Source organism: Roseobacter cerffii, from assembly GCF_054226325.1.
The window spans coordinates 3,056,129-3,079,611 of record NZ_CM135757.1; the positions used below are offsets into that span (position 1 = coordinate 3,056,129).

Sequence of the window (23,483 nt, forward strand, 5' to 3'; positions counted from 1 at the left end):
GCGCCAGCGCCTCAATTCCGGAGGACTGCGCCCGGGTTCATAATACCCAAAGGATCAAGCGCCGACTTGATCGCCCGCAACGCCGAGAGCTTTGCTGGTTCGCCATAGCGTTCCAGATCGTCAACCTTCAAGCGCCCCACCCCATGCTCCGCACTGACGGAGCCACCGAGCCGATGCGCGAGGTCATGCACCGCCCGCTGCAACGCCGCACGCTGGTTCGCGTGGTCCGATGCGCACGCGCCAAGCTGCGGAAAGACATTGTAGTGCAGATTGCCGTCCCCGACATGACCAAAGCAGTTGATCCGGAAAGCCCCGATCTTCGCTATCTCGTCCCGCCCCGCTGCAATGAACTCCGGTATCGCGCCCAGCGGCACCGAGACATCGCTGGAGATCACCGCGCCCACGCGCTTGTTAGCCTCCGGGATGTGCTCCCGTACTAACCAGAACTCATCCGATTGCTGCGTGCTCTGGGCAATGACCCCATCAAGCGCGAGCCCGGCCTCGGAAGCGGCCACAAAAACCTGCTCCAAAGCACCCTGCGGATCCAGCCCCGCCACCAGCCCGACCTCCATCAGCACCGACCACGCGGGCGGCTCTTCGAACGGCTGACGCACGTCCGGCACGGTCTCGGCCAGGAAACTCAACCCCTGGCCACTTATCAGCTCAAACCCGCTGACCAGCTCGCCCAACTGCGATTGCGCGAGGGCGAGAAGCTCGAGCGCGGCCTTTGGCGAGGGCACCACGAAAATCGCAGTGCCACGCGCGGCAGGTTTCGGACTCAGCTTCAGCGACGCCGCTGTGATGACGCCCAGCGTGCCCTCGGAGCCGATCAGCAGGTTGCGCAAATCATAGCCGGTGTTGTCCTTGCGCAGGCGTTTGAGCCCATGCCAGATCTGTCCGTCCGGCAGGACTGCCTCGAGCCCCAGACACAATTCGCGCGCATTGCCATAGCGCAGCACCGCCGTGCCCCCGGCATTTGTCGCCAGATTGCCGCCGATGCGCGCCGACCCTTCCGACGCCAGAGACAACGGGAATAGGCGATCCACAGCATCCGCTGCCGCCTGCACATCGGCCAGCACCGCGCCCGCCTCACAGATCAGCACATTCTCTTCGGGGTAAACCTCCCGGACGGCTGCCATCCGCTCAAGCGACAGGATGATCGGCAAGGGCTCTTCGGGCGAAACCTGGCCTCCCACAAGTCCAGTGCCACCACCGTACGCCACCACACCCACCCGTGACTGTCCCGCCAGACGCACGATAGCTGCAACCTCGTCCACCGACCGCGGCAGCGCCACCAGCGTTTCCCGGCCATGGTATCGCCCGCGCGGTTCCTCCAGATAGCGTGGTTCAGACGTCTTCAGCGCATCATCGGGCAAGACCGCGCGCAGCAGCGCTTCAAAGTCGGAATCGGCGGGGTTCAGGTTCATAACCGTTGATCCCCTGCCCTGCAGGTCGATGCAAGGGCCGGTGGACTACTCGCTGAGGAGCTGCGGTCGCAGCACCATCACTGTGGGCCGCCCGGGCAACCGGTCCATCGAGATATCGAGCGCAGGCCCTCCGACCTCGACCACCGCAAACTCATCCGCCATGCCCGTAAGAAATTCATCGAGTGCGTAGAGCGAGAACCAATGCATCGGGATCACCACCGAGGATCGCAGCCGCTTCAATACGCGGATCATCGTCGGCAGATCAAGCGTATACCCACCGTCGACGGGTGCCATGACGACATCAAGCCGTCCAAGGGCCGCGTATTGCTCGGGATCCGGCTCGTGATGCAGGTGTCCGAGGTGACCGACACAAAGCCCCGCCAACTCGAAGACGAAGATCGAATTGCCGTTCTCCTCGATCCCCGAAAACTGGGAACGGATATCGGTCGAGACATTGCGGACAAGCACTTCACCCAGATCGAGATGATGCTCAATTCCCTCACCAAACGGCCCCCACCCCGGCAACACATGCGGGATGGCGGGGTCCGGGTTCGCGGTCCAATGGGTGTCATGAGCGTGGTTCATCGTCACCACATCCGGGATCATCGGCGCCGAACCCGTGAACCCCGTATAGTCGGTCACCATGTTCAGCCCGCCGTGGCTGCGGATCAGAAAACTTGCGTGGGTGATATAGTGAATGCGTACCGTCTCTTCGGCCACCGGGCCGAGGCTTGCAGGCACCACATACTCCATTCCGGGTGCCTCGGCCAAGGCGATGCAATGGCTGGGCGTGCGATCCTGTGCGATCGCTGACTGTGTCATAAGAATGAGAATTGCGAAAAACCGAATGAGCATGCTCACCTCCCCAGACCTTCAGCCTATCGCGACGCCGCCGATTCCCAGAAGCATTTTCACTGTCGTGTGGAATGGTGTCGTCTGGTTGCCGGAAAAACGCACATCGGTTTTGCTTGATCGGTGATTGCGCCGCGTGATCGGGACCGCTTGCCGGAGATCAAAAACCGATCAGCCCGCGTCGGTCTTGCCGCGTCGGTCGCTGCGCAGTGCCGCATACAGGACATGGGTGCGCCAGCGCCCATCGATCTGCAGATAGCTCTGCGCCACACCCTCGTATTTGAACCCTGAGGTCTCCAGAAGCCCGCGAGACGCGGAGTTTTCCGGCAGACAAGCCGCCTCGATCCGGCTGAGATCGAGCTGTGTAAAGGCATGATGCACCAGCGCCGTGATCGCTTCGCGCATATAGCCTTGCCGCGCGAAGGGCTCGCCCGTCCAATAGCCCAGCGTGCCCGCCTGCGCCGGGCCCCGCCGGATGTTGTCCAATGTGATGGCACCAAGAAGCGCGTCATCCTGCCGCCGGATCAGGAAGAGTGGCAACGCAGTTCCGCCCGAAACGGAGCGCTGCGCCCAATAGACACGGTTGGTAAACGCCTTGCGCGTCAGATGATCCTTGGCCCAGCTCGGCTCCCAGGCGCTCAGATAGTCCTTGCTCTGCGCGCGCAGGGCCGTCCAGGCCCGGAAGTCCGAATGGATGGGCGGGCGCAGGGTCATCCGTTCGGTCTCGATGCGGAGTTTGCGAAACCCGCGCAGCATCACGCCGCCCGCCGCTCCTGCAGTTGCGCAAGGCTCGGAGCGGCATCGATGGGGCCGTAAAGCGCCAGAGCGGCTGGCGCGGCCGAGGCCATGCCTTCGGCGAACTCACGCACATCACCTGTCGTGACTGCATCGATCATTGCCACCGTTTCTTCCAAGGGCGGCACGCGGTCCCAGATCTGTACCAGCCGCGCCAGACGCTCGGCCCGGGTCGAGGGGCTCTCCAGCCCCATCAGCAGCCCCGCCTTCATCTGCGCCCGCGCCCGCGCCACCTCGGCCGGTGACATGTCACTGGCCGCCCGCTTCATCTCGTCGATGGTAATTTCGGCCAGTTGCGGCAGCTGATCAGCGCTGGTGCCCGCATAAATCGTCGTCATGCCCGTATCGGCATAGGCCCCCGCCTGCGCGAAGATCGAATAGCACAGCCCCCGGCTCTCACGAATCTCCTGAAAGAGGCGGCTCGACATGCCGCCGCCGAGCGCTGAGGCATAGATCTGCGCGGTATAGATCGTGTCATCGCGGTACCCCGGGCTCTCGAAGGCCAGCGCGAAATGCGCCTGCTCCAGCGCCTTCGGCTGCCGCCGCTCGCCCCCCAGAAACCGCGCCGCATCCGCATCGAACACGGGCCGCGCCTCCATGCCGCCAAAGAGCTCTTCGGCCAGTTTCACGATGGCCTCGTGGTCCACAGCGCCCGCTGCGGAGAGTATCATCTGCTCGGGCCCGTAGTGCTGCCCGATGAACCCTTGCAGATCGGCCCGGCTGAAGTTGGCCACCCGCTCTGCCGGGCCCAATATCGTGCGACCCATGGGATGATCCGGATAGGCCTCTTCCTGCAGCCAGTCGAAAATCACGTCATCCGGCGTGTCGAGCGCCTGCCCGATCTCCTGCAGGATCACGCCGCGCTCCACCTCGATCTCGGCCTCCTCCAGCGTCGGGTTCAGCAGAATGTCGGCAATCACATCCAGCGCCAGCGGCACGTCGTTCTGCAACACCCGCGCGTAATAAGCCGTGACCTCGCGGCTGGTGTAGGCGTTGATATAGCCACCCACATCTTCGATGCTTTCGGCGATCTGCAGCGCCGTGCGCCGCTTGGTGCCCTTGAACGCCATGTGTTCGAGGAAATGCGCAATGCCGTTCTGCGACGGCGTCTCGTGGCGCGCGCCGGCGGTGACCCAGACCCCGACCGAGGCCGAGGCCAGGCCGGGGATTTCTTCAGTGACGATGCGAAAGCCGTTTGACAGGCGGTGTTGGTTCAGTGTCACGCAGCTCTGTGCCCTTTGATATGCGCGGTGAGCGCCCCCAAATCATTTGGCACCCGGCTCACCCGTTCCGCGCGTTCATACAGGTCTGCCATACGCGGGGGCAAGGGGGGCCGTTGCGTCGCGGCCTGTTCCACCGCGTCCGGGAACTTTGCCGGATGCGCCGTGGCCAGCGTGATCATGGGCGTACCGGTTACGCGATGCTCCTCCGCGACCTTCACGCCCACCGCGCTGTGCGGACACAGCAACTCGCCGGTGGTCTTGAGCACGGACGCAATTGTCGCCAACGTCTCCGACTCCGACGCACGGCCCGAGGCATAGTGCGACTGCAACACCTGCATCGCGCCCTGGCTGACCTCAAAGCCCCCCGCCTTCAGCTCCTCCATCAGCTGGACAATGGCTGGCCCCTCACGATCGTAGGCATCAAAAAGCGCGCGTTCAAAGTTGGAGCTGACCTGAATGTCCATCGACGGGCTGATGGAGGGTGCGGTCTCACCTTTGTGATAGCCCTGCCCCTTCAGGCAGCGGTCGAGGATGTCGTTCTGGTTCGTCGCGACCACAAGTCTGTCGATGGGAAGCCCCATGCGCTTGGCGATATAGCCTGCAAAGATATCGCCGAAGTTGCCTGTGGGCACGGTGAAGCTGACAGCACGATGCGGCGCGCCAACCGACACGGCGGCGGAGAAGTAATAGACCACCTGCGCCAGCACCCGGCCCCAGTTGATCGAATTCACCCCCGCCAGCTTCACCTCATCCCGGAAGGCGAAGTCGTTGAACATATCTTTCAGCCGCGCCTGGCAGTCGTCGAAGTCCCCGTCAATCGCCAGGGCGTGCACATTGCTTTCGGTCGGCGTGGTCATCTGCCGCCGCTGCACCTCGGAGATGCGGCCATGCGGGTAGAGGATGAACACATCCACATTGTCCAAGCCCCGGAAGGCCTCAATGGCCGCCGAGCCTGTGTCTCCAGAGGTGGCGCCCACAATCGTGACCCGCTCGCCTTTGCGCCCAAGCGCTGTCTGGAACATCTGCCCAATCAGCTGCATGGCGAAGTCCTTGAAGGCCAGCGTCGGCCCGTGGAACAGCTCCAGCAGGAAATGCCCCTGATCCAGTTGCACCAGAGGCGCACGTGCCGCATGGCCAAAGCCTGCATAGGCGCGCGCGATGATCCCTTCGAATTCGTCGTCTGTGAAGACATCACCCACGAAAGGCCGCATCACGCGATAGGCAATCGCCTCATAGCTCAACCCCTCCAACCGTGCGATATCCGCGACAGTCATCTGTGGAATCGTCTCGGGCACGTAAAGCCCACCATCGCGGGCCAGCCCAGTCAGCATCGCCTCTTCGAAATTCAGCACGGGGGCCGTGCCACGGGTAGAGATATAGCGCATCGCTCGTCCCTCTCAGCGCGCGCTGCGTCGCGTGCGCAGCAGGAAATACACAGTCATGGCCCCCCAGATCACCGCGAGGGAAAACCACGTGATGGCGTATTGCAGGTGATCGTTCGGAATACCAGCCGTGTCTACGGGCCAGGGCGTCACGCCGAGGTCAGATTCCGGCGCGTCGCGCAGGACCACAAGCAGCGGCTCGGTGCTCAAGGCGCGCGCCATCTGCGGCACATCTCGGGCAAACCAGATGTTGTCGTCCAGATCGGGTGCGGGCGTGAAGCCATCGGCCTCGTTGGGTGTATCGAGGTTGCCGACAAGGGTGATCCGGTCTGCCGATGGCGCAGGCGGCGTGCCCGCGTCATCCACCACCCATCCGGTATCAACCAGAATGCGCCCATAGTCTTCGGCCTGAAACGGGCGGATGATGCGATATACGGCCCCAACGGTCTTGCGCGAGGCCAGAATTCGGATCGGTGGCGTTTCGGCGTCAAACGCTCCTGTAACCGTCACCGGACTGTAGCGCTGCACCTCCGGCTCCAGCGCCTGCCGAAGGGGCACGGGAGCCGCGACAATCTGGGTCTCGATCCTGGCGAGGAGATCTTCTTTCCAAGCCAGACGCTGCACCTGCCAGATGCCAAGACTGACAAGGATACCCACTCCAACCACGCCGACAATCAACCCGAACCACAGCCGCATCGTGCGCTTCAACTCCTCTCAAAATGAAAAGCGCGCGGAATCCGCGCGCTTTACTCTATTCTGATTGCGGGCGCCTAGTGCGCGCCGGGCATCTGTCCCACACCCCAGATGTAGACGGCGAAGAACAGGAACAGCCAGACCACATCGACGAAGTGCCAGTACCAGGCCGCGGCCTCGAAGCCGATGTGCTTTTCGGCTGTGAAGTGCCCCTTCATCGCGCGGAACCAGCAGACCGCGAGGAAGATGGTGCCGATGATCACATGCGCGCCGTGGAAGCCGGTGGCCATGAAGAAATTCGAGAAGAACTTGTCACCGCCGAACTCCCAGCCCTGATAGAGCAGATAGGAGTACTCATAGCCCTGTAGGACGGTGAAGGCGACGCCCAGAACCACCGCGATGCCAAGGCCATTGATCACATCCTTGCGCGGCCCGCCGTGGACCAGCGCGTGGTGCGCCCAGGTCACAGCGCAACCTGACAACAGCAGGACCAGCGTGTTGATCAGCGGCAGGTGAAAGGCATCGACGTGATAGATCTCGGGCTGCACATACTCGGTGCCCGCATACTCGCTCATCGGATAGATGGCGTGTTTGAAGAAGCTCCAGAACCACGCGGCAAAGAACATGACCTCGGACATGATGAAGAGGATGAAGCCATAGCGCAGGCCGATCCGCACCACGGGTGTATGATCGCCAATGCGGCTCTCGGCCACAACCTCGGCCCACCAGCCGAACATGACGTAGAGCACGCCGACGAACCCGATCCAGAACATCCACGGTGTGACGTTCTGCATCCAAAGGACGGCGCCGAAGAGCATGATGAACCCTGCGAGCGCCCCCAAGAGCGGCCAGATCGAGGGGTTCAGGATATGATAGTCGTGGTTCTTTTCTTGGGCCATGTCTGCGTCCCTTGCCTTATCTTGGTCAGTTCAGACTTGTGTCTGAGGTTTGGTCTGTCTGCTCCAGCGCCGCGTAGCCCTCGGGCAGATCGATTTCATAGAATGTGTAAGAAAGCGTGATGGTGTGGATGAACTTGCCATCCCGGTCGTCGACAATCTCGGGGTCGACGTAGAAGGTCACGGGCATCTGCACCCGCTCACCCGGCTGGAGCACCTGCTCTTCAAAGCAGAAGCACTGGATCTTGTTGAAGAAGCCGCCTGCCTGATAGGGCGTCACGTTGTAGCTCGCCGAGCCGGCGATGACCCGGTCGGTGGGGTTGTAGGCCTCGTAGAAGGCGAGACCCGTCTCGCCGATGCGAACCTCCATCTCGCGCTCGACTGGTGTGAACTCCCAGGCCATGTTGCTGTGCAGCGACCCATCGAAGCGCACGGTGATGGTCTGGTCGAGCACATCGTCCGGGGCCACCTCGGACACGCCGGTCACGCCGCCGAAGCCAGTCACCCGGCAGAACCAGTCGTAAAACGGCACCGACGCCCAGGCGAGAGCACCCATGACGACCACAACGCTCACGGTTTGTGCAACGGTCTTCGCGGGTCCGGTCAAGGCCATTACTGGGACAGCTCCTCTGCTTTTGGCAATTCGAAGTCACCGCTGGTCACCTTGGCGACGGTCAACGCCAGCACCAACACAACAAAGCCGCCCAGCAGCAAGCCAACACCGACGTTGCGGCCCTTGCGGCGCATGTGCAACTCATGCTCGGGACGAAATGCCACGGCTTACCAACCTCCCAGGCCAAACGGGCGCAACAGTGCTTCGATCAGGATCGCACCAAAATGCGCAAAAAGATACCACAACGAAAGGCGGAAGAATTTCTTCTCGACGGTGTAGTTGTCCGCTTTAGCCTCTGTCTCATCCCGACGCCAGATGTGAATGGAGCCCTTTAGGAACAGGAGGTTGAGAACCACCGCAAACGCAAGGTAGATCGGGCCGCCCACCGCGCTGAACCCGGTGCCCACGGCCAACACAGCGAGCAAGACGGTGTAAGCGATAATGTGAAGCCGCGTGCTCTTGCGTCCATGGGTGACGGTCAGCATCGGCACATCGGCGTCGTTGTAGTCCGACTTCATGAAGAGCGCCAAGGCCCAGAAGTGGGGCGGTGTCCACATGAAGATCAAGGCAAACATAAGCCACGCCTCGACGGAGAAGCTGCCCGTGGCGACAACCCAACCGATGACCGGTGGGAAGGCCCCCGCTGCGCCGCCGATCACGATGTTCTGCGGCGTCGAGCGCTTCAGCCACATGGAGTAGACAACCGCATAGAAGAAGATGGTGAAGGCCAGAAGTGCTGCGGCCAGTAGATTGGCGGCCAGCCCGAGCATCATCACCGACAGGCCGGACAGGGCCATGCCGAGGTAGAGCGCCTCGCCCGCAGGCACTCGACCCGAGGGGATCGGGCGTTTGGCGGTGCGCTGCATCACCCCGTCGATGTCCGCATCCCACCACATGTTGAGCGCGCCCGACGCGCCTGCCCCGATGGCAATGAAGAGGATCGAGCAGAAGGCCACGACAGGATTAACCGAAACGGGAGCGGCCAGCAAACCCACCACCGCCGTGAACACCACAAGCGACATCACACGGGGCTTGAGCAAGGCAAAATAGTCGCCCAGCTGCGTGTCGTACTCCTGTGGTGTGGTTGTATAGCTAGCGTCCGCCATTCCTGCGCCTTGCGTGCTGTGGGGGAGAGGGTGGCCTGAAAGCCCACCCCACCTGTCAGTTGGAAGCGATCACCCGGGTTTGCGGAACGCCGGCATATTCTTCCTTCGCGCCCGCCAGCCACTCTGCATAGGCCTCTTCCGACACCACTTTGACCGTGATCGGCATATAGGCGTGGTTCAAACCGCAGAGTTCGGAGCACTGGCCGAAATAGACGCCTTCCTGCTCCGCCTCAAACCACAGCTCGGCCAGACGGCCCGGTACGGCATCCTGCTTCACACCGAAGGCGGGGATGGTCCAGGCGTGGATCACGTCGCCGCCGGTCACCTGCATAACGATGGTCTTGCCCACGGGGATCACAACAGAGGTGTCAGTCGCCAGCAGGAATTCCTCTTCCGAGAACCCGGCGGCTTCCAGTTGCGCGATAACCTCAGGCGATTTCTGATTTGTGCCGCCAGTAGCAGGGGCGCCGATCATGTAGCTGGAGAACTCGAAGCCCTCGTCCACATACTCGTAGTCCCAATACCACTGATAGCCGGTCACCTTGATGGTGATATCCGCCTCCGGGATCTCCTGCTGCTTGAACAGCACCGGCAGCGAGAACGCCCCGATGAAGACCAGGATCACGATCGGCACAACCGTCCAAGCCACCTCAACCGGTGTGTGATGGGTGAAGGTGGCCGACTCAGGGTTACGCTTGGCGTTGTAGCGGATCGCAACCCAGGCAATCAGCCCGGTCACGAACAGCGTGATAATCGTGATGATCACAAGAATCATGCCATCGAGCCACTGCAGGTCGCGCGCCAGCTCTGTCGCAGCGGGCTGGAACCCCATCTTCCCGTCAACAGGAGCCCCGATAATTTCGAGGTTATCCTGGGCCTGGGCTGCTGTCGCGGCAAAGCCCGCCATCAAACCTGAGAGAGTGAAGAAACGTTTCATGTGTCGTCCTGATCTTGGGATCATCTATTGTCTTGCCCCGTGCGGGAAAGGTTGCGCACCGTCCACACATTGTAATCTGCGCTCTTACAATCATATTCTGACCACGAGATAAAGAGTTGAGCTTGCGTCATAGAGACGCTGTCGCCATTTTTTCACCGCCTCTGGAGGAATGACCCGATGTCCGATGCTGCCTTTCGGCCTTTCCACGACACGCTGGACCGGGAGGTGGCACTGCGCATTTTGCGCGCGGCGACCGACGGAGCCGACGACGGCGAGCTCTTTCTCGAACGCCGCCGGTCCGAAGCGCTGGTCTTCGATGACGGGCGATTGAAAACGGCCAGCTATGACGCGTCCGAAGGCTTCGGGCTGCGCGCGGTCTGCGGCGAGGTCGCAGGCTATGCGCATTCCACCGAGCTTTCCGAAGCGGCGCTGACCCGCGCCGCCGAAACCGCACGTCTCGCCGTGGGTGATGGCGGGGGGACACTGGCAGATGCACCGCAGCCGACCAACACGCGGCTCTATACCGATGACGACCCCATCGCGGGTGCCGCCTTCCCCGTGAAGGTCGAGACGCTGCGCGCCATGGATGCCTTCGCCCGCGATCTGGACAGCCGCGTGGTGCAGGTTTCGGCCACCATCGCCGCCAGCCTGCAGGAGGTCGAAATCCTGCGCCCGGACGGTCAATCGGTGCGCGATGTGCGTCCGATGACCCGCGTGAATGTCTCGGTGATCGTTGAACAGGAGGGGCGTCGCGAATCCGGTGGGGTCGGCGGCGGCGGGCGCGTGGGTCTCGACGGGCTGCTTGATCCGGCGGATTGGCAGTCGAAGATTCGCGAAGCTCTGCGCATCGCCACCGTGAACCTCGAAGCTGTCCCGGCGCCCGCGGGCGTGATGGACGTGGTGCTCGGCCCCGGCTGGCCCGGCATCCTGCTGCACGAAGCCATCGGTCACGGGCTGGAGGGCGATTTCAACCGCAAGGGCTCCTCCGCCTTTGCCGGGCTGATGGGGCAGCGGATCGCGAGCAAGGGCGTCACCGTATTGGATGACGGTACCATCCCCGACCGGCGTGGCTCGATCACCATCGACGATGAAGGCACGCCCTCGGGCAAGAACACCCTGATCGAGGACGGTATTCTCGTCGGCTACATGCAGGACCGCCAGAATGCCCGGCTGATGGGCGTGGCCGCCACCGGCAATGGGCGCCGCGAAAGCTATGCCCATGCACCGATGCCTCGGATGACCAACACCTATATGCTGAGCGGCGACAGCGACCCAAGCGATATCGTGGCCGATCTGAAGGACGGCATCTACGCCGTGGGCTTCGGCGGCGGGCAAGTCGATATCACCAATGGCAAGTTCGTCTTCAGCTGCACCGAGGCTTACCGGGTCGAGAACGGCAAGGTCGGCGCTCCTGTGAAAGGCGCCACACTGATCGGAGATGGCGCCACGGCGCTGAAACACATTAGGGCCATCGGTAACGATATGGCTTTGGATCCGGGCATGGGCAATTGCGGCAAGGCCGGGCAATGGGTCCCGGTGGGTGTGGGCCAGCCCACGTTGATGATTGGCGGGCTGACGGTGGGGGGGTCGGCCTCCTGATTTGGAGCGCCTCCCCAAAAATAGCGATACCACAACCATACATTGATTCATCGGTTGTTAACCATCTCGGCTTAATTCTGATTCCCGTAAAGGACGGAGACGAGGATGACTGAAAAGGACCACAATCCTTCTTCCACTCACCCCCCACTCCCACCCACCTCGGAAGACGAACAGTTCTCCCGTCTCCGTCTTTTGCGATCCCGCCGGGTTGGCTTAACGACGTATAAACGACTGCTGACTGAACACGGCACGGCGCAGAACGCGTTGGCCGCGCTGCCCGAGGTAGCGCGTGCCGCCGGCGTCGAGAACTATGAAGCCTGCCCCGAAGGTGTGATCACCGCAGAACTGAAAGCAGCCCGCGCCGCAGGTGCACGGCTGATCATGCACGGCACCCCAGCCTATCCTCCCCTCCTTGACGAGATTGAGGACGCCCCACCCTTTCTCTGGGTCATCGGTAATCCTGATTTGATCCAGCGCCCGATGATCTCGCTGGTCGGTGCACGCAACGCCTCCTCGCTTGGTACACGGATGGCCAAGGCCCTGGCGCGGGATCTTGGAAAGGAAGGCTATGTCGTCGTCTCCGGCCTGGCACGTGGCGTCGATACGGCGGCGCACACCGCCGCACTTCCGACCGGAACCGTCGCAGTGCAGGCCGGTGGCGTCGATGTGATCTATCCCGCCGAGAACACCGAGTTGGCGAAGGACATCGCCGAATCGGGTCTGAGGCTCTCTGAACAACCCATGGGTTTGAAACCGACTGCCCGCCATTTCCCGAGCCGCAACCGTATCATTTCTGGGCTGAGCCGGGCGACCGTTGTGGTCGAAGCCGCGTCCAAATCCGGCAGCCTGATCACCGCGCGGGACGCACTCGATCAGGGTCGCGAGGTGCTCGCGGTGCCCGGCAACCCTTTTGACGCGCGCGCCGCGGGCTGCAATCAGCTCATCCGCGACGGCGCGACGTTGATCCGATCAGCAGCCGACGTCCTCGAAGCCCTGACCCCGCTGAGCGGCGACGCACCGGAATTGCCGCTGGAGCCTGCGGTGACGCCTGCGCCGAAGAAGAACCGCGCGCTCCGCGACGTAGCGGCACTGCACAGCCAGATCCTGTCACGCCTCAGCCCTGCACCCGTCGCCGAAGATCAGCTCATCCGCGACCTCGCAGTCGCCCCCTCGGACGTCGCGCCTGCCCTTCTCGATCTCGAAATGGACGGTAAGATCACCCGCCGGTCGGGCGGGTTGCTCTCGCGCGCCTAAGCCCCGCTCCGCCGGTCCAAGATCTGGCCGAAGACAGCCATCACGCTGGTCAGAAGCGAGCGCAAAAACTTTCATCAAGGGTGATCGGCGAATGTAACGATTTTTTGCTGCGACACGGACGACCAGATTGACAAACCCGGCTGCACAGCACATCTGGCTTGATCATAGACATGCGGAATTTGACCCAGAGGTGCGCGAGTAAATGCCAGTAGTTGTTGTTGAGTCTCCAGCTAAAGCCAAGACAATTAACGCATATTTGGGTGACGATTACACGGTTCTCGCCTCATACGGTCATGTGCGGGACCTTCCACCGAAGGATGGCTCCGTCGATCCCGAAAATGAGTTCGATATGTTGTGGGAGGTGGCCTCCGACAGCAAGAAACACGTGAAAGCCATCGCCGATGCGCTGAAGGACGACAACGCGCTGATCCTCGCAACGGATCCCGACCGCGAGGGCGAGGCGATCAGCTGGCACCTGCAAGAAGCGCTGACCAAGCGCAAGTCGATCAAGAAGGATACCCCCGTCAGCCGCGTGGTCTTCAACCAGATCACGAAAAAGGCCGTGACCGAGGCGATGGAGAACCCGCGCGAGGTCGACATGCCGCTGGTCGAGGCCTACCTCGCCCGCCGCGCGCTGGATTATCTGGTGGGCTTCAACCTGTCACCGGTGCTCTGGCGCAAGCTGCCGGGTGCGAAATCCGCAGGCCGCGTGCAGTCGGTCACCTTGCGCCTCATCGTCGAACGCGAGATGGAGATCGAGGCCTTCCGCTCCCGCGAGTATTGGTCGGTGAAAGCGCTGCTCGCCACCCCGCGCGGACAGGAATTCGAAGCGCGGCTCACCGTGCTCGCGGGCAAGAAGCTCGACAAATTCGACATCGAGAACCAGACCCAGGCCGAGATGGCGGTGCAGGCGATCAGTTCGCGCGACCTGGAGGTGCAGTCGGTCGAAGCCAAGCCTGCCAACCGCAACCCGGCCGCCCCTTTCATGACCTCAACCCTGCAGCAAGAGGCCAGCCGCAAGTTCGGCATGGGTGCGCGGCAGACAATGTCCACGGCGCAGCGGCTCTATGAGGCGGGTTACATCACCTACATGCGGACCGACGGCATCGACATGGCGCCCGAAGCCGTGCAGGCCGCGCGGGATGCGATCGAGACGCTCTACGGCAAGGACTACGTGCCCGGCTCCCCGCGCATGTACAAGAACAAGGCCAAGAACGCGCAGGAGGCCCACGAATGCGTGCGGCCGACCGACATGATGACCAAGGCGGAGGATCTGAAGACCTCCGATGCCGACCAGCGCAAGCTCTATGATCTGATCTGGAAGCGCACGCTGGCTTGCCAGATGGAAGCCGCGCGGATGGAGCGCACCACCGTCGATGTGGGTAGCGCCGATGGTCAGGTCGTGCTGCGTGCCACCGGTCAGGTGGTGCTCTTCGATGGCTTCCTGCGGGTCTATGAGGAAGGCCGCGACGATGTGGTGGACGAGGATGACAAGCGCCTCCCGCAAATCGACCAGGGCGACAAGATGGACAAGCGCGCCGTCACGCCGGAGCAGCATTTCACGCAACCCCCGCCCCGCTACACCGAGGCGACGCTGGTCAAGAAGATGGAAGAGTTGGGCATCGGGAGGCCCTCGACCTATGCCTCGATTGTCACCACAATTCAGGACCGGGAATACGTCCGCAAGGACAAGAACCGGCTGATCCCGGAGGACAAGGGCCGCCTCGTTACCGCGTTCCTCGAAAACTACTTCCGCAAATACGTGGGCTACGGTTTCACCGCCGATCTGGAAAACGAGCTCGACGATGTGAGCGCTGGCGATGCCCAATATAAAGAGGTACTCCGCCGCTTCTGGCGCGATTTCTCCGCCGCCATTGCCGAAACGGCGGATCTGCGCATCACTGAGGTGCTGGAGAAGATCAACGAGGTGCTGGAGCCGCACCTCTTCCCGCCCAACGAAGAGGGCACCGACCCGCGCCTTTGCCCCAACTGCGGCGCCGGGCGCCTGTCGATGCGCACCGCACGTTCGGGCGGCGCTTTCATCGGCTGCTCCAACTACCCCGAGTGCCGCTACACCCGCGCCTTTGGCCCACCAGGTGAGGAAGACGACAGCGGCATCCCCCCCGAAGGCAAACTGCTGGGCGAGGATGCGGGTGACAAGATCTTTGCCTTCAAGGGCCGCTTCGGCCCCTATGTGCAACGCGGCGAGGTGACCGAAGACAACAAGAAACCCCCACGCCAGTCGATCCCGAAGGATTGGCCACCCGAGAACGTGGATCTGGAGCAGGCAGTGATGCTCCTCTCCCTGCCCCGCGAAGTCGGCCCCCACCCAGACGATGGCGTGATGGTCTGGTCCAACATCGGGCGCTATGGGCCCTATCTCAAACATGCCGCGTCCACTTCGGAACGCGGCGGGACAAATGCCAACCTCGAAAGCATCGATGAGGTCTGGACGGTGGGAATGAACCGCGCGGTGCAGCTTCTCGCTGAAAAGGTTGCCAGCCGTGGTGGCCGCGGCGCCCCTGCGAAAACCCTGCGGGAACTTGGCGAGCACCCCGACCAAGGCGGCCCCATCGCGATCATGGAGGGCAAGTATGGCCCTTACGTGAAGTGGGATAAGATCAATGCGACCCTGCCCAAGGGGACCGAGCCAGAGGATGTCACGCTGGAAGCCGCCACGCTCCTGATCGAGGAAAAAGCGGCGAAGAAAGGCAAAGGGCGGCGGAAGGCACCGGCCAAGAAGAAAGCACCTGCCAAGACAGCCGCGACCGCCAAGAAAGCCTGAAATCATGACCGGTTGCACCATAATGCAAACGCTTACGTTTTAGGCCAAAGCGGTTTGACCAATATCGAACTGGTATTATACTCGCGCCAAAATTGGGGAGAATCCACGGATTCACACCCCTTGCGTGCGCAAATGTCCGGTGCGCCAGCCGGTCAAAGGGAGCGAGATGACGAAAGTATTTGAGACGGCGTCTTCGGCGCTGGAGGGTGTTCTGCACGACGGGATGCTGATCGCGGCGGGGGGCTTTGGGCTTTGCGGCATCCCCGAGCTGCTGCTGGAGGCGATCAAGGAGGCGGGCACCAAGGACCTCACCTTCGCCTCCAACAACGCGGGCGTCGATGATTTCGGCATCGGTATCCTGCTGCAGACGCGCCAGGTCAAGAAGATGATCAGCTCCTACGTCGGCGAAAACGCCGAATTCATGCGCCAGTACCTGAGCGGTGAGCTCGAGCTCGAGTTCAACCCGCAAGGCACGCTTGCCGAGCGGATGCGCGCGGGTGGCTGCGGCATCCCGGGCTTTTACACCAAGACCGGCGTCGGCACGGTGATCGCCGAGGGCAAGGAGCACAAGGAGTTTCGTGGCGAGACCTACATCATGGAAGAGGGCATCTTTGCCGATCTGAGCATCGTGAAGGCGTGGAAGGCGGACCCCTCGGGCAACCTCGTGTTCCGCAAGACGGCGCGGAATTTCAACCCTCCGGCGGCGATGTGCGGGAAGGTCTGCGTGGCCGAGGTGGAGGAGATCGTGCCGCTGGGATCGCTCGATCCCGACACGATCCACCTGCCCGGCATCTACGTGCACCGCATCGTGCAGGGAGAGCACGAAAAACGGATCGAGCAGAGAACAACGCGACCGCGCCCGGACGGCGCGACCCAAGCGGCTTGAGAGTGCACCGATGGCAGACACAATAGATAAAGACCTCATCGAGGACACCTCATTCGAAGGCTTCAGCCGCACCCAAGTGTCCATGGTCGTGACCAACCCGCATATCGATGACAACCCGATTGTCTACGTCAACCACGCGTTTACACAACAGACCGGCTATGCCCGTAGCGCGGCCATCGGGCGGAATTGTCGCTTCCTGCAGGGCGAGGAGACCGATAAAGCCGCTGTCGACCTGATCCGCCGAGGTATCGAGTCGCGCGAGCCCGTGGCTGCAGACATTCTCAACTACCGCGCCAATGGTGAACCCTTTCTGAACCGTCTCGTGATTGCGCCAATCTGCGACGAAGACGGTGAGGTGCAGTATTTCGTCGGTATTCAGAAAGAGCTGCGCCAGGAAGAGCGCGGGGGTGCCCCCGAGAAGGTCAACGCTCAGTTGATGGAGATACAGGACCGTGTCGAAACCGACATGTCGATGATCATCGGCATGATCCGGCGGCAGTCGAACTCCACATCGGTGCCCGCCGAATATGCCGCACTCAGCCGCCGGATTGAAACGCTTCAACTACTTTATGAGGAAATGAAGCTGTCCGATCAGCATTCCAATCGCGATCATATCCAGATGGGCAGTTATCTGTCGCGACTGTGCTGTGCCATCGGCCATGTCTACGGACGCTCCGGCATTCGCCTGAATGTGCAGATCGACCCGCTTGAAGTCCCAATCGAGACCGCATCACGGGTGGGCCTCGTGGTCTCGGAAATCCTGACCAACGCGTTCATGCACGCCTTTGAGCGCATCGACACCGGCCTCGTGGAGGTGCGCATGTCGCAGCTCAGCGCCGGTGGTCTGCGCGTGACGGTTTCCGATGATGGTGTGGGCATTCCAAGCTCCATGTCTTGGCCAAGCCCTTCGACCGTGGGGGGGCGTATCGTGAACGGGCTGATCGAAGGGCTCGAGGGCACCTTGCAGCTCGGGCGTGGCGCGGCGGGCAGTTTTATCACCATCGACGTGCCCGCGGGCGCGGCTATCGCCGAATAGGATCGCACATGCCCTGGGACCGGAACGAGATGGCCGCGCGGGCGGCTGAGGAGTTGGAAGACGGCATGTACGTCAACCTCGGCATCGGCATCCCGACGCTGGTGGCGAATTACGTGGGCGACAAGGACATCACGCTGCAGTCCGAGAACGGCATGCTCGGCATGGGCCCCTTCCCCTTCGAGGGCGAGGAGGATGCCGACCTGATCAACGCCGGCAAGCAGACCATCACCGAGCTGCGCCGCACGTCCTACTTCGACAGCGCCACCAGCTTCGGCATGATCCGCGGCGGCAAGATCGCGGCGGCGATCCTGGGCGCGATGGAGGTGGCCGAGAACGGCGATCTGGCGAACTGGATGATCCCGGGCAAGCTGGTGAAGGGCATGGGCGGTGCGATGGACCTGGTCGCGGGCGTGGGCCGCGTGATCGTGGTGATGGACCACACGAACAAGCATGGCGACAGCAAGCTCCTGAAGACCTGCACGCTGCCGCTTACGGGTCAGGGGGTGGTCGACCGGATCATCACGAACCTGGGGGTGCTGGATGTGGTCGACGGCGGTCTGCGCATCGTCGAATGTGCCGAGGGCGTGAGCGAGGCCGAGCTGCGCGCCGCCACAGAGGCAACGATTGTTTGAGGGAAAGATCAGTCGGGAGGTTGACGGCAGCAAAGGCCGCTATGTTCTGACGCACGATGGCCACGAAGCCGATCTCACCTACTCGATTCTGTCCGCGCAGACCGTGATCGCGGATCACACCGCCATGCCGGATGCCCTGCGCGGCACCGGCGCAGGTCAAGCGCTCGTCGTCCGCCTCGTGGACGATGCGCGCGCGGAAGGGTTCAAGATCGTCCCGCTTTGCCCCTTCGTAAACGCGCAACGCCGCAAGCACCCCGAATGGGCAGATGTGTTCAACACCTAGTTCAAGGCTGCGAAAACGCAGCCGTCGGTGATCAGCTCCGGCGGTGTGAGGCAAAGCCCGCGCGCCACCTGAAAGGCGGCAAGCACCTTGGGAACGTAGTCCCGCGTCTCGGCGAAAGGCGGGACCCCCTCATGGGTGCGCACCGACCCTTCGCCCGCATTGTACCCCGCCAGCACCAGAACCGGGTCGCCTCCGAACTCACCCATCAACCAGTCGAGATACTTCACCCCGCCTGAAATGTTCTCGGCAGCGGCAAAGCTGTCCTTCACGCCAAAGCGTGCGGCCGTGTCTGGCATAAGCTGCATCAACCCCTGCGCACCGGCGCTGCTGACAGCCTCGGCTTTGCCTGCCGACTCCACCGAGATCACCGCCAGTACCAGCGCAGGCGAGACCCGCGTGCCCACGGTGGATTTCAGAATATGCCGTCCATTGGCCTGCGCGATGCTCTGCATATGCTGCAGCCGTGGTGCCGCGATCTCTCCCGAAGCAATGATGACATCCATGATCGTATCCAGGCGCCCGGGCTGCACGTCGAACATCGACGGGGAGATCTTGTCCCAGAACCAGCTATACTGGCCCACCGGTGGCTGCGGGCCGGGTGCTTCCGGGGCCAGCACAGGTGGTTGCGGTTCGGGCACCGCCAATGCTGCGCGCTGCGCTTCGGGGTCGATCTGGACCGTAATGCGCTTTTGCCCCGTCTTCGGCACCCCCACGCGTTTGGCCTCGAAAACAGGGAAAGGCTGGGGTGTATCGGCGGCCACGCACAGCGCTGAGAGCGCCGTGGCCAGGACCACGTTCAGGAAAAGCCTGCACATCTGAACTGCTCGCACGTTTGTTTTGCGCTTTATGAGCACAACATCGCAGAGAAACTCCGACCAGACCAGTGAATCCGGGCCAAGACCGCGGCGATTTCGCCACATTCAGAGTTCGATTTAATGAAATGTAAACGCGAGCTGGTTTTTTTATCCAATAAAATCAGCAGGTTGAAATTTTACTGGCGCTTTTCCGCGTCGAATCTCGAAAAGCCACATTTTCCGCCAAAATCATGCCCGAATCCCTTGGCTATATATGCCCATACCAAGTCGGACGGGCCTTTTGAGAGAGACGGTCACTGAGGACGGCAAGGTTAGCAAGTGAAATCGAATGATCCTTTGGAGGGACATACCATGATGAAATTTATCAAGAACTTCCGTAAAGATGAAGACGGTGCCGTGACGGTTGACTGGGTTGTGCTGACAGCTGCGGTTGTCGGTCTGGCCGTTGCTGCTTACAGCTCCATCCAGTCGGGCGCGACAACGCTGACAAGCGACACATCGAGCTACCTCGGCACCCTGAACCCCGGCTCGTTCGGCGGCTCCGGCGGCACAGGCGGCACAGGCGGCACAGGCGGCGGCACCTAATAGCAGTGCTGCCTATGCTGCAAAGCGTCTAATGAACAATGGGGGCCGCTTCATTCGCTGAACGCGGCCCTTTTTTAACCCGGACCCGATCAAGGTTCCTCAATTGAAAGCAGACTATGTTCAACGCTTTTAAATCATTCAAAGAAGATGAGGCCGGGGCTGTTACTGTTGACTGGGTGGTCTTGACCGCCGCAGTGGTTGGTTTGGCAACTGTGCTCGTGATCGAATTGCGTGCAGGCTCCGCTGGCTTGACCGCACAGACCGAGACGTATCTCGAAACTCGAGAAGTCGGCAATATGGCCAACACAGGAAGCTGACCCTACACGGCGTAAGATACCAGAGCCGCCCCTTCAACGGGGCGGTTCTTTTTTGCCGATCAGGCCGAGCCACCACCCTCGGTTTCGATGACCAGATGGCGACATAATGAGACAAATTGGCGGTATTGTTGCTCGATCCGGTCGAAAACCCTCGCCCGAACACGGCTTGACCCAGAAATTGCCACAATTGACCGAAATAAATGCAGGCAAACGATCCGTTTGTTGACGGTGCGTTCGAGAAACGAGGTTTAAGATTATGCGAATGATATTCGGATTGGTCCTGTTGGCCGGTGTCGCCCTCGCTGGCGGCGCGGTCTATATGGCGAAGAATTACATTGGCGCGTATCAGGACGAATTGGCGCGTGCCAAGCAGAACCAACAGCAGGTGGTGCCCACCCAGACGGTATATGTAGCCACACGCACCCTTGCATACGGCGAGCCACTGACCCAGGAAGACGTGCGCGCAGTCGCTTGGCCGAAGACATCACTGCCGGAAGGCACCTTCAGCGAGCTTGAGGTTCTGTTCCCGGAAGGGGAAGACGAGCTGCGCCGGATCGTGCGCCCGATGGAGGTCGACGAGCCTGTGATGGCAGTCAAGGTGACCAAGCCCGGTGAGGACATTGGTCTGACCACGCGGCTTGAGAAAGGTATGCGCGCCTTTGCAATCCGTGTTGACGTTGCCAGCGGCGTGTCGGGGTTTCTGCGCCCGGGTGACCGCGTCGACGTCTATTGGACCGGCCAGATCGACACCGGCAACGGCGGCGAGGATGTCACGCAGCTGATTGACACCTCGATCCAGTTGATCGCAGTCGACCAGAATGACGAGTCTCTGACCGGGGCACGGATCGCCCGGACCGTCACTGTGGCAGTCCGCCCCCAACAGGTCGCTGCCCTTGCGCAGGCTCAATCCACGGGCACATTATCGCTCGCCTTGGTAGGCATCGGCGATGATACCGAATTGGCCGAGATCCAGGTCGACCAGGTGTCACTGCTGGGCCTCAAGCAGGCTGCGCCGAAGCCGCAAGTGCAGAAACAGCGGGAATGCAGCATTCGCACACGCCGTGGTGCCGAGGTGGTCTCGATCCCAATTCCTTGCACAAACTAGAACAAAACCAACGTATTACGACAGGCGCCGCGCATCCCCGCGGCGCCTTTCTTTTTCGTGCCTGTTGCCATTTATCCACATAAAGGCAAGAGCAGAACCCATTGATTCTTGCAAAAAAATCAAAACCAACGCAGAGTGCAAGCTATGCGGGCATCAAGACCCGGAACCGAGGCGTGATCAAAAAGGGCAGGTCACATGAACATGAATGGATTTTTGAAGGCGGCCCTTTTGGGGCTGGCAGTCAGCGCGTCACCGCTGGCGCTCATGGCGCCCGTGACCGCGCAGGCGGATACGCTGCGTGTGGTCACCAAGGGCACCAACAGAACGCTCGCGGTTCCGATGAACCGCGCTGTTGTCGTTGAAAGCGAAATCCCGTTTGCCGAGCTGAGCATCGCCAATCCGGGGATCGCGGATATCTCCTCCTTGTCGGATCGTAGCATCTATGTGCTGGGCAAGACCCCCGGGATGACCACGCTGACATTGCTTGATGCAACAGGACAGCTCATCACGAATGTTGAGGTGCGTGTCGCCCCTGATGTGACGGAGTTCAAAGAGCGTCTGGGCCAGATCCTGCCCGGTGAAAAGGTCGAGGTCCGCACCGCCAATGATGGCATCGTGCTCTCCGGTACCGTTTCCAGCAGTCAGAAGCTGCAAAAGGCACTTGATCTTGCGCAGCGTTACGCGCCTGACCGCGTCTCCAACCTGATGAGCGTCGGCGGCATCCAGCAGGTGATGTTGAAGGTACGCTTCGCTGAAATGAGCCGCTCAGTCTCCAAGTCGCTGAGCAGTTCGCTCGCCATCGGCTCCGGCGGCGGTGCCATCGGCTCCGGCAATGCTGCGGCGGCTGGCTTTGCAAACTCGCTGTTGAACGACCCGACCTTCCCCACATCAACCGATGCGGCCGGTTCGGCCTCGGTGAGCTTCGGCCTCGGCTCGGTCCGGGTTGGCCTTCTGTTGGAAGCGCTTGAAAGCAAAGGCGCCGTCCGCACACTGGCTGAACCAAATCTTGTCGCTCTCTCGGGTCAGGAAGCCAAGTTTCTCGCAGGCGGTGAGTTTCCGGTGCCGATCGCGCAGGACGATGACACCATTACCGTCGAATTCAAGCCCTTCGGCGTCGAGTTGAATTTTGTGCCGCGAGTCATCGACGGCGAGTTGATCAATCTGCAGCTGTCCGCGGCTGTGTCGGAACTCGATCCGGCAAACGGGATCAGCATCGACGGTGGCTTTGTCATCGCCGGTTTCTCCCGGCGCGAAACCTCCACGACGGTTGAAATGCGCGACGGAGAGAGCTTTGCGATTGCCGGTCTTCTCGAAGACAACTTCAATGATCAGGCCTCGCAACTGCCATGGATCGGCGATGTGCCTGTCCTTGGCGCACTCTTCCGCAGTGCCGAGTATCAACGCGACCAGACAGAACTGGTGATCATCATCACCGCACATCTTGTGTCGCCGACCCGTGGCGAGGCGCTCGCGCTGCCGACGGATCGTGTCAAACCGCCAACCGAACAGGATCTGTTTCTCTTTGGCCGGACCGCCCGGACCAGCGGCTCCTCCGACAAGGGTCCTCTGGGTGAGGTCGCCAAACAGGACTTCTCCGGTTCCTACGGCTATGTGATGGAGTGATAAGATGGCACAGCGGATCAAAGGCAAGCTCTACACGACAGCACTTCTCGCCAGTGTCATGACCCTTACGGCGTGCGGCGAACAGGGTACCGGCGGCGGAAAGTGGTTCCGCGAAGCAGGCGCCCAGCTCGACAATGGCGAGTTTGGCAACGCGACGATGCAAAACTTCGCAGCGCAGGTCTGCTTCCCGAACGGACGCGGCGGCGCCGGAAAAGGAACCAAGATCGGCGGCACACCCGGTGATCCCGTGGTTGTGGTCGATCCTGCCAGCACACCGCGGCAGCCGATTTACAGGGTGCATTGTGATGGCCGCCTCGATGGCCGCTATGCCCGGATCATCTATCGCGACTACGTGAACAGCGCCGGTCAAGCGATCACGGTCACGGAAGCCAACGCAGAGTAGAGCCTTCGGGCTCTGCTTCCACAAATCCGCCCTCCAGCACGGTTATTGTGTCGAGATACCCAACAATTGGGCGGATTAAGCCCTAATCTCGCCCAAGTTCACTGCGACTTTTCCTCCAATGGGACACGTATGTCCGGCCACAGCGCCGGGCATGGGCTGTCGCAGGGGACTATGGGGTGACATAAAAAACAATCCTCCGGTGCTCTGCGTCGCCCTTGAAAAAAGGAAGACGAGGC

At 61.6% G+C, this 23,483-nt stretch carries 24 protein-coding genes; 12 read left to right on the plus strand and 12 right to left on the minus strand.

Going from position 1 to position 23,483, the window contains the following annotated elements; genetic code table 11:
• Positions 1 to 11: 11 nt before the first annotated feature.
• The 11 genes from ACVC7O_RS14800 to coxB all read right to left on the minus strand — a co-directional run bounded on the left by ACVC7O_RS14800 (position 12) and on the right by coxB (position 9,924).
• Positions 12 to 1,427: an FAD-binding oxidoreductase gene (locus ACVC7O_RS14800; RefSeq protein ID WP_458322882.1), complete on the minus strand. Its 1,416-nt coding sequence runs from the start codon at positions 1,425 to 1,427 to the stop codon at positions 12 to 14.
• A gap of 45 nt (positions 1,428 to 1,472) precedes the next feature.
• Complete coding sequence (locus ACVC7O_RS14805) at positions 1,473 to 2,282, minus strand: MBL fold metallo-hydrolase (protein ID WP_458322883.1); 810 nt, start codon at positions 2,280 to 2,282, stop codon at positions 1,473 to 1,475.
• Positions 2,283 to 2,450: 168 nt separating this feature from the next.
• Entirely contained in the window at positions 2,451 to 3,035 is a 585-nt protein-coding gene (locus ACVC7O_RS14810) for a GNAT family N-acetyltransferase (RefSeq protein WP_458322884.1), read from the minus strand.
• Complete coding sequence (locus ACVC7O_RS14815) at positions 3,035 to 4,297, minus strand: M16 family metallopeptidase (protein ID WP_458322885.1); 1,263 nt, start codon at positions 4,295 to 4,297, stop codon at positions 3,035 to 3,037. Before ACVC7O_RS14815 ends, ACVC7O_RS14810 begins: the two co-directional genes overlap by 1 nt.
• Positions 4,294 to 5,682, minus strand: a complete 1,389-nt coding sequence (gene thrC / locus ACVC7O_RS14820; RefSeq protein ID WP_458322886.1) for a threonine synthase — start codon at positions 5,680 to 5,682, stop codon at positions 4,294 to 4,296. Before thrC ends, ACVC7O_RS14815 begins: the two co-directional genes overlap by 4 nt.
• Before the next feature lie 12 nt (positions 5,683 to 5,694).
• Positions 5,695 to 6,375 carry an SURF1 family protein gene (locus tag ACVC7O_RS14825; protein ID WP_458322887.1) on the minus strand — a complete coding sequence of 227 codons (681 nt, stop codon included), beginning with the start codon at positions 6,373 to 6,375 and terminating at the stop codon, positions 5,695 to 5,697.
• Positions 6,376 to 6,449: 74 nt separating this feature from the next.
• Positions 6,450 to 7,271, minus strand: a complete 822-nt coding sequence (locus ACVC7O_RS14830; protein WP_458322888.1) for a cytochrome c oxidase subunit 3 — start codon at positions 7,269 to 7,271, stop codon at positions 6,450 to 6,452.
• 25 nt (positions 7,272 to 7,296) lie between these two features.
• The gene (locus tag ACVC7O_RS14835) at positions 7,297 to 7,881 is read right to left on the minus strand and encodes a cytochrome c oxidase assembly protein (protein WP_458322889.1); all 585 of its coding nucleotides are present in this window, start codon (positions 7,879 to 7,881) and stop codon (positions 7,297 to 7,299) included.
• Positions 7,881 to 8,045, minus strand: coding sequence for a cytochrome C oxidase assembly protein (locus ACVC7O_RS14840; RefSeq protein ID WP_458322890.1), 165 nt, complete (start codon positions 8,043 to 8,045; stop codon positions 7,881 to 7,883). The genes ACVC7O_RS14835 and ACVC7O_RS14840 overlap by 1 nt, the downstream gene beginning before the upstream one ends.
• Positions 8,046 to 8,048: 3 nt before the next feature.
• Positions 8,049 to 8,987, minus strand: a complete 939-nt coding sequence (gene cyoE / locus ACVC7O_RS14845) for a heme o synthase (RefSeq protein WP_458322891.1) — start codon at positions 8,985 to 8,987, stop codon at positions 8,049 to 8,051.
• 55 nt (positions 8,988 to 9,042) lie between these two features.
• Positions 9,043 to 9,924: a cytochrome c oxidase subunit II gene (gene coxB, locus ACVC7O_RS14850; RefSeq protein WP_458322892.1), complete on the minus strand. Its 882-nt coding sequence runs from the start codon at positions 9,922 to 9,924 to the stop codon at positions 9,043 to 9,045.
• Between the two features lie 177 nt (positions 9,925 to 10,101).
• Between coxB and tldD the strand changes: the two genes are divergently transcribed.
• From tldD to ACVC7O_RS14885, 7 genes are all read left to right on the plus strand, one after another.
• Positions 10,102 to 11,523 carry a metalloprotease TldD gene (gene tldD, locus ACVC7O_RS14855; RefSeq protein WP_458322893.1) on the plus strand — a complete coding sequence of 474 codons (1,422 nt, stop codon included), beginning with the start codon at positions 10,102 to 10,104 and terminating at the stop codon, positions 11,521 to 11,523.
• 105 nt (positions 11,524 to 11,628) lie between these two features.
• A complete protein-coding gene (gene dprA, locus ACVC7O_RS14860; RefSeq protein WP_458322894.1) occupies positions 11,629 to 12,777 on the plus strand; it encodes a DNA-processing protein DprA in 1,149 nt (382 codons plus the stop codon).
• Between the two features lie 202 nt (positions 12,778 to 12,979).
• A complete protein-coding gene (gene topA / locus ACVC7O_RS14865; RefSeq protein WP_458322895.1) occupies positions 12,980 to 15,562 on the plus strand; it encodes a type I DNA topoisomerase in 2,583 nt (860 codons plus the stop codon).
• Positions 15,563 to 15,728: 166 nt separating this feature from the next.
• Entirely contained in the window at positions 15,729 to 16,448 is a 720-nt protein-coding gene (locus ACVC7O_RS14870; RefSeq protein ID WP_458322896.1) for a CoA transferase subunit A, read from the plus strand.
• A 10-nt stretch (positions 16,449 to 16,458) separates the two neighbouring features.
• Positions 16,459 to 17,484: a PAS domain-containing protein gene (locus tag ACVC7O_RS14875; protein ID WP_458322897.1), complete on the plus strand. Its 1,026-nt coding sequence runs from the start codon at positions 16,459 to 16,461 to the stop codon at positions 17,482 to 17,484.
• Between the two features lie 8 nt (positions 17,485 to 17,492).
• On the plus strand, positions 17,493 to 18,116 hold the full coding sequence (locus tag ACVC7O_RS14880) for a 3-oxoacid CoA-transferase subunit B (RefSeq protein ID WP_458322898.1): 624 nt from the start codon (positions 17,493 to 17,495) through the stop codon (positions 18,114 to 18,116).
• On the plus strand, positions 18,109 to 18,399 hold the full coding sequence (locus ACVC7O_RS14885) for a GNAT family N-acetyltransferase (protein ID WP_458322899.1): 291 nt from the start codon (positions 18,109 to 18,111) through the stop codon (positions 18,397 to 18,399). The genes ACVC7O_RS14880 and ACVC7O_RS14885 overlap by 8 nt, the downstream gene beginning before the upstream one ends.
• Here ACVC7O_RS14885 and ACVC7O_RS14890 read toward each other — a convergent pair.
• Positions 18,396 to 19,214: a lytic transglycosylase domain-containing protein gene (locus ACVC7O_RS14890; protein ID WP_458322900.1), complete on the minus strand. Its 819-nt coding sequence runs from the start codon at positions 19,212 to 19,214 to the stop codon at positions 18,396 to 18,398. The two genes, ACVC7O_RS14885 and ACVC7O_RS14890, sit on opposite strands and share 4 nt — an antisense overlap.
• A 351-nt stretch (positions 19,215 to 19,565) precedes the next feature.
• Between ACVC7O_RS14890 and ACVC7O_RS14895 the strand changes: the two genes are divergently transcribed.
• From ACVC7O_RS14895 to ACVC7O_RS14915, 5 genes are all read left to right on the plus strand, one after another.
• Positions 19,566 to 19,799, plus strand: a complete 234-nt coding sequence (locus tag ACVC7O_RS14895; RefSeq protein ID WP_458322901.1) for a Flp family type IVb pilin — start codon at positions 19,566 to 19,568, stop codon at positions 19,797 to 19,799.
• A 116-nt stretch (positions 19,800 to 19,915) separates the two neighbouring features.
• Entirely contained in the window at positions 19,916 to 20,116 is a 201-nt protein-coding gene (locus tag ACVC7O_RS14900; RefSeq protein WP_458322902.1) for a hypothetical protein, read from the plus strand.
• Between the two features lie 256 nt (positions 20,117 to 20,372).
• Positions 20,373 to 21,221 (plus strand): Flp pilus assembly protein CpaB, encoded by an 849-nt coding sequence (gene cpaB, locus ACVC7O_RS14905; protein ID WP_458322903.1) that lies wholly within the window; start codon positions 20,373 to 20,375, stop codon positions 21,219 to 21,221.
• A 195-nt stretch (positions 21,222 to 21,416) separates the two neighbouring features.
• Positions 21,417 to 22,844 carry a type II and III secretion system protein family protein gene (locus tag ACVC7O_RS14910; protein ID WP_458322904.1) on the plus strand — a complete coding sequence of 476 codons (1,428 nt, stop codon included), beginning with the start codon at positions 21,417 to 21,419 and terminating at the stop codon, positions 22,842 to 22,844.
• 4 nt (positions 22,845 to 22,848) lie between these two features.
• Positions 22,849 to 23,247 (plus strand): hypothetical protein, encoded by a 399-nt coding sequence (locus tag ACVC7O_RS14915; RefSeq protein WP_458322905.1) that lies wholly within the window; start codon positions 22,849 to 22,851, stop codon positions 23,245 to 23,247.
• The last annotated feature ends 236 nt before the right edge of the window (positions 23,248 to 23,483 follow it).